This is a genomic window from Mycobacterium syngnathidarum, from assembly GCF_001942625.1.
In the GTDB taxonomy this organism is placed as follows: domain Bacteria; phylum Actinomycetota; class Actinomycetes; order Mycobacteriales; family Mycobacteriaceae; genus Mycobacterium; species Mycobacterium syngnathidarum.
Window position 1 is genome coordinate 1 of record NZ_MLCL01000031.1, and the last position, 4,583, is coordinate 4,583.

General features: G+C 64.1%; 4 protein-coding genes and 2 pseudogenes. 2 read left to right on the forward strand and 4 right to left on the reverse strand.

What is annotated here, in order from left to right; translation table 11 throughout:
- Positions 1-83 precede the first annotated feature (83 nt).
- Positions 84-641 (reverse strand): annotated as a pseudogene (locus BKG60_RS09740) (IclR family transcriptional regulator); the annotation flags it as partial.
- A 129-nt stretch (positions 642-770) separates the two neighbouring features.
- Here BKG60_RS09740 and BKG60_RS09745 point away from each other — a divergent pair.
- Positions 771-2,090, forward strand: coding sequence for an IS256 family transposase (locus tag BKG60_RS09745; protein WP_016894482.1), 1,320 nt, complete (start codon positions 771-773; stop codon positions 2,088-2,090).
- A 265-nt stretch (positions 2,091-2,355) separates the two neighbouring features.
- Here the strand turns inward: BKG60_RS09745 and BKG60_RS32420 are convergent, their stop codons facing one another.
- Complete coding sequence (locus BKG60_RS32420) at positions 2,356-2,613, reverse strand: aldehyde dehydrogenase family protein (protein WP_083339453.1); 258 nt, start codon at positions 2,611-2,613, stop codon at positions 2,356-2,358.
- Between the two features lie 136 nt (positions 2,614-2,749).
- Between BKG60_RS32420 and BKG60_RS09755 the strand changes: the two are divergent.
- A pseudogene (locus BKG60_RS09755) lies at positions 2,750-4,015 on the forward strand (IS256 family transposase); the annotation flags it as partial.
- A gap of 254 nt (positions 4,016-4,269) precedes the next feature.
- On the opposite strand, the gene BKG60_RS09760 reads toward BKG60_RS09755, so the two are convergent.
- Entirely contained in the window at positions 4,270-4,428 is a 159-nt protein-coding gene (locus tag BKG60_RS09760; protein WP_239253220.1) for a hypothetical protein, read from the reverse strand.
- Between the two features lie 23 nt (positions 4,429-4,451).
- The coding region (locus BKG60_RS09765) for an integrase core domain-containing protein (protein WP_138746402.1) at positions 4,452-4,583 on the reverse strand (132 nt) is incomplete at its 5' end.

Here is a 4,583-nt window from a genome sequence, read left to right on the forward strand (position 1 = left end):
ACCGTGAGCACGGGCGTGCCTTCCCGCCAGCGCGCCAACGCTGGTCTTGATCAGAATTCGGATTCCTTGCAGATCATCTTCCGGGAAGGCACGCCCGCCCGGGATCCACAGGTTCTGATCATTGCTCCGCTCTTTCTGACCTCTACCAACTCGGCGCACAACTGGGTGAGGGTGCTCACTGAATTCTGGGTGAGTTGTTCCAAATTTGGGTCAGGGTACAGTTTGTGAAGCTCTTCATCGGAGAAGTTGGCAAGCATGGCCTTACCGGTCGACGTGCAGTGTGCAGGCATGGTCCTACCCAGGCGCGATACCACCCGCACGGCGGACGGGCTCTCGAGCGCCGCGATGAAGCGGACCGACGTGCCATCCAGCATCCCGATATGCACTGTTTCCTGCAGCGCATCGCTGAGCTGGCGCAGAATCGGAGCTGCGATGCGCGGTATATCCATTCTGGCGAAAACAGCGAACGCCACCCCGGTCAAGGCCGGTCCGGGCAGATAAGCCTTGCTGATCGGATCCTGGCGGACGAAACCGCGATACTGAAGCATCGATAACAGCCGATGCGCAGTCGACGATGCCACGTCTAGATAGACGCTTGCCTCGGTAAGACGGACCTCTGATCGTTCACCCAGGAGGAGCAATGATCAGAACCTGTGGATGAGCCTTGGTAGGGCGGCGTGAATGTGGGCGCGCCTTCCCGGGGATGATCACAAGTCCAGTTCGTTTCTGATCAAGACCGGCGTTGGCGCGCTGGTTGGGAAGGCACGCCCGTGCTCACCGTAGTTCACGATGTCGCGCAGGCCAACGACACCCGCAGCGGTGCCGGTCGGTCGTTGTTGGATGAGATTGTCCGCGACGGTGCCCGGCAGATGCTGGCCGCCGCTTTGCAGGCCGAGGTCGCCGCCTATGTCGACCAGTTCGTCGATCAGGTCGACGAGAATGGGCACCGGCTGGTGGTCCGCAACGGCCACCACAACGTCCGGGAGGTGCTCACCGGCGCTGGGGCGATCGAGGTGAAGGCGCCGCGGGTCAACGACAAACGGGTCGATCCGGAAACCGGTGAGCGGCAACGATTCTCGTCGAAGATACTGCCGGCGTGGGCGCGTAAGTCCCCGCAGATGGCCGAGGTGCTGCCGTTGCTGTACCTGCATGGCCTGTCCAGCAGCGACTTCGGTCCGGCGTTGGAGCAGTTCCTCGGCTCGGGGGCGGGGCTCTCGGCTCCGGCGATCACCCGACTGACCGCGCAGTGGCAGGACGAGGCCGCCGCGTTCGGCCGCCGGGACCTGTCGGGCACCGATTATGTGTACCTGTGGGTGGACGGCATCCATCTCAAGGTCCGCCTGGAGCAGGACAAACTGTGCCTGCTGGTGATGCTGGGGGTGCGCGCCGACGGCCGCAAGGAACTGGTCGCGCTGACCGACGGGTACCGCGAATCAGCGGACTCGTGGGCGGATCTGCTGCGGGACTGCCGGCGCCGTGGCATGCGCGCCCCGGTGCTCGCGGTCGGGGACGGTGCTCTGGGGTTCTGGAAAGCGGTCCGTGAGGTGTTCCCCGATACCCGTGAGCAGCGGTGCTGGTTTCACAAGCAGGCCAATGTCCTTGCCGCACTACCGAAGTCGGCGCATCCGGGGGCGATCGCGGCGATGCGGGAAATCGCGGGCGCCGAGGACATCGACCACGCGCAGGTCGCGGTCAAAGCCTTCGAACTGGACTACGGCGCCAAGTTCCCCAAGGCCGTGGCCAAGATCGTTGACGACCTCGATGTGCTGCTGGAGTTCTACCACTATCCCGCCGAGCACTGGGTACATCTGCGCACCACCAATCCGATCGAGTCGACCTTCGCCACGGTCCGGTTGCGCACCAAGGTCACCAAGGGGCCGGGTTCCCGCGCGGCGGGTATCGCCATGGCCTACAAGCTCATTGACGCCGCACAAGCCCGCTGGCGGGCGGTGAACGCCCCGCACCTGGTCGCCCTGGTCCGGGCCGGAGCGGTGTTCCACAAAGGCAAACTGCTCGAACGACCCGTCGACATCACCCCACCCGAACCGGCCGACAACCCGGCCACCCCGACCGGAACGGAGGTCGCCTGAAAAACACCAATCCACAGGTATTGACAATTACTCCCCAGGAGTAGAAGTAGGCGAAGAGCGTTGTCGACAGCCTTGATCGGATACTGAGGCGGTTTAGCGGTACCGAGTTGATCCATTTGTCGCGTTTGCGCCGGTCTCTGCATGGCAGAAAGGGTACCTCCCCTGAGGAACGAGTGAGGCCTGCCGCGCAATTGGTGACTCTTGCGCGATCGGAAGCCCGGGTACCTGGAGTCAAGTATCGTCAGCGCCGCCCGGATCGTTCCGCTCAGCCTCGGGTGCATTCGCGTTCGGCGAAGGCTACCTGGCCACCCAGGACGCCTCCCCTTGATAGCGGGCTCGCGGGCGGTTGGGTCATCGGCTTAACGGTCTCGATCATGCGAAACGCGCTCGTGAACTCCACGTCGAGCAGCGCGAGTTCTTCGGTATGCTCTCGCATGAGTGTCGCCAAAGCTCGCAGCATGGTGCCGCGCTGCCGCGGCGTCCGGAGTGCCCAGTCACGTTGGGCAGCATGCGCAGTCGCCACCGAGCAATGATCAGAACCTGTGGATGAGCCTCGGCGAGGTGGCGTGAAAGTGGGCGCACCTTCCCGAGGATGATCATCACGGAAACAGGATCTCGATCAAGACCGGCGTTGGCGCGCTGGTTGGGAAGGTACGCCCATGCTCACGGTAGTTCACGACGCGGAATCAGCCAACGAGAACGGCAGCGGTGCTGGTCGGTCGTTGTTGGATGAGATCGTCCGCGACGGTGCGCGGCAGATGTTGGCGGCGGCACTGCAGGCTGAAGTAGCCGCCTACGTCGACGCCCATGCCGGTGAGGTCGACGACAACGGTCGGCGTCTGGTGGTCCGCAACGGCTATCACCACGAACGTGACATCCTCACCGCCGCGGGTGCGGTCACGGTGACCGCCCCGCGGGTCAACGACAAGCGCATCGACGCCGTTACCGGTGAGCGGCAACGGTTTTCCTCGGCGATCCTGCCGGCGTGGGCACGCAAGTCCCCGCAGATGACCGAGGTGCTGCCACTGCTGTACCTGCACGGGCTCTCGACGAGTGACTTCGGTCCGGCGCTGGAGCAGTTTCTCGGCTCGAGTGCCGGACTGTCGGCCACGACGATCACCCGGCTCACCAGCCAATGGCAGGACGAAGCGAAGACTTTCGGCGAGCGTGACCTCTCGGGCACCGATTACGTCTACCTGTGGGTCGACGGCATCCACCTCAAGGTCCGCCTCGAGCAGGAGAAGCTCTGCCTGCTGGTGATGATCGGGGTCCGCTCCGATGGCCGCAAGGAACTCGTCGCCCTGGCCGACGGATACCGAGAATCGACCGAGTCGTGGGCCGATCTGCTGCGGGGCTGCCGCCGCGGGATGACCGCGCCGGTGCTGGCCGTCGGCGACGGTGCACTGGGCTTCTGGAAGGCGATGCGCGAGGTCTTCCCGGCTACCCGCGAGCAACGCTGCTGGTTCCACAAACAGGCCAATGTCCTTTCCTGCCTGCCTAAATCGGCGCACCCGGCAGCATCAGCGGCGATCAAAGAGATCTACAACGCCGAGGACATCGACCACGCGCAGGTCGCCATCAAGGCCTTCGAGATCGACTACGGCGCCAAGTACCCCAAAGCGGTCGCCAAGATCGTCGACGACGCCGACGTGCTCCTGGAATTCTACAAATACCCAGCCGAACACTGGATCCATTTGAGAACCACGAACCCGATCGAATCAACGTTTGCCACCGTCCGCTTGCGGACCAAGGTCACCAAGGGCCCGGGATCCCGGGCGGCCGGAATTGCCATGGCCTACAAGCTCATCGACGCCGCGCAAGCCCGCTGGCGGGCAGTCAACGCACCCCACCTGGTCGCCCTCGTCCGTGCCGGCGCCGTCTTCCACAAAGGCAAGCGAGGTCTTCCATCGGTTGATCGGCGAGGTCCGCCCAACGGGTGTAGTGGGGCCGATAGGTGGTTGCGGCACGGCCAGGCAGCCGAGCGTACGGGATGGCGATCGAGCCGATCTCTTCCAGGCCGGGAACCATGGACGCGAACGTAGTGTCGCGTCCAATCCACTCAGTGGGAAGCGGCGGCACGGGTGGTCGGGTCCTTTCGATACTGCGGACGGGGCGGGGTGACATCAGGCGGCGATGCCGGTGGCTCCACGACGTTGCGCGTTGTCGGACATGGATTTACCTACCATCCGACGTAGGAGACCAAAAGGTCGGCAATCACCCGGCAGCGGGGTTCATCCAGGTGCGCCGAGATGCCGGCGAGGCCGGGGGCGTCGAGCTGGGCCAGCATTTTGCCGCCGGCATTGTCGTTGTAGAAGCTGTACATCGCGGCGAGGAACACCGCCTCACCGGAGGAAAGGGTGCCTAGGTGTTCTTCACGGGTAGGTTGTGAACGCGTAGGCGCTCGATTGGTGTCATTCCGCCGATGCCGGTGTGGGGTCGGTGGTGATTGTAGTGATGCAGCCAGTGCTGGTAGGTTCCGGCGCGTTCGGCCTC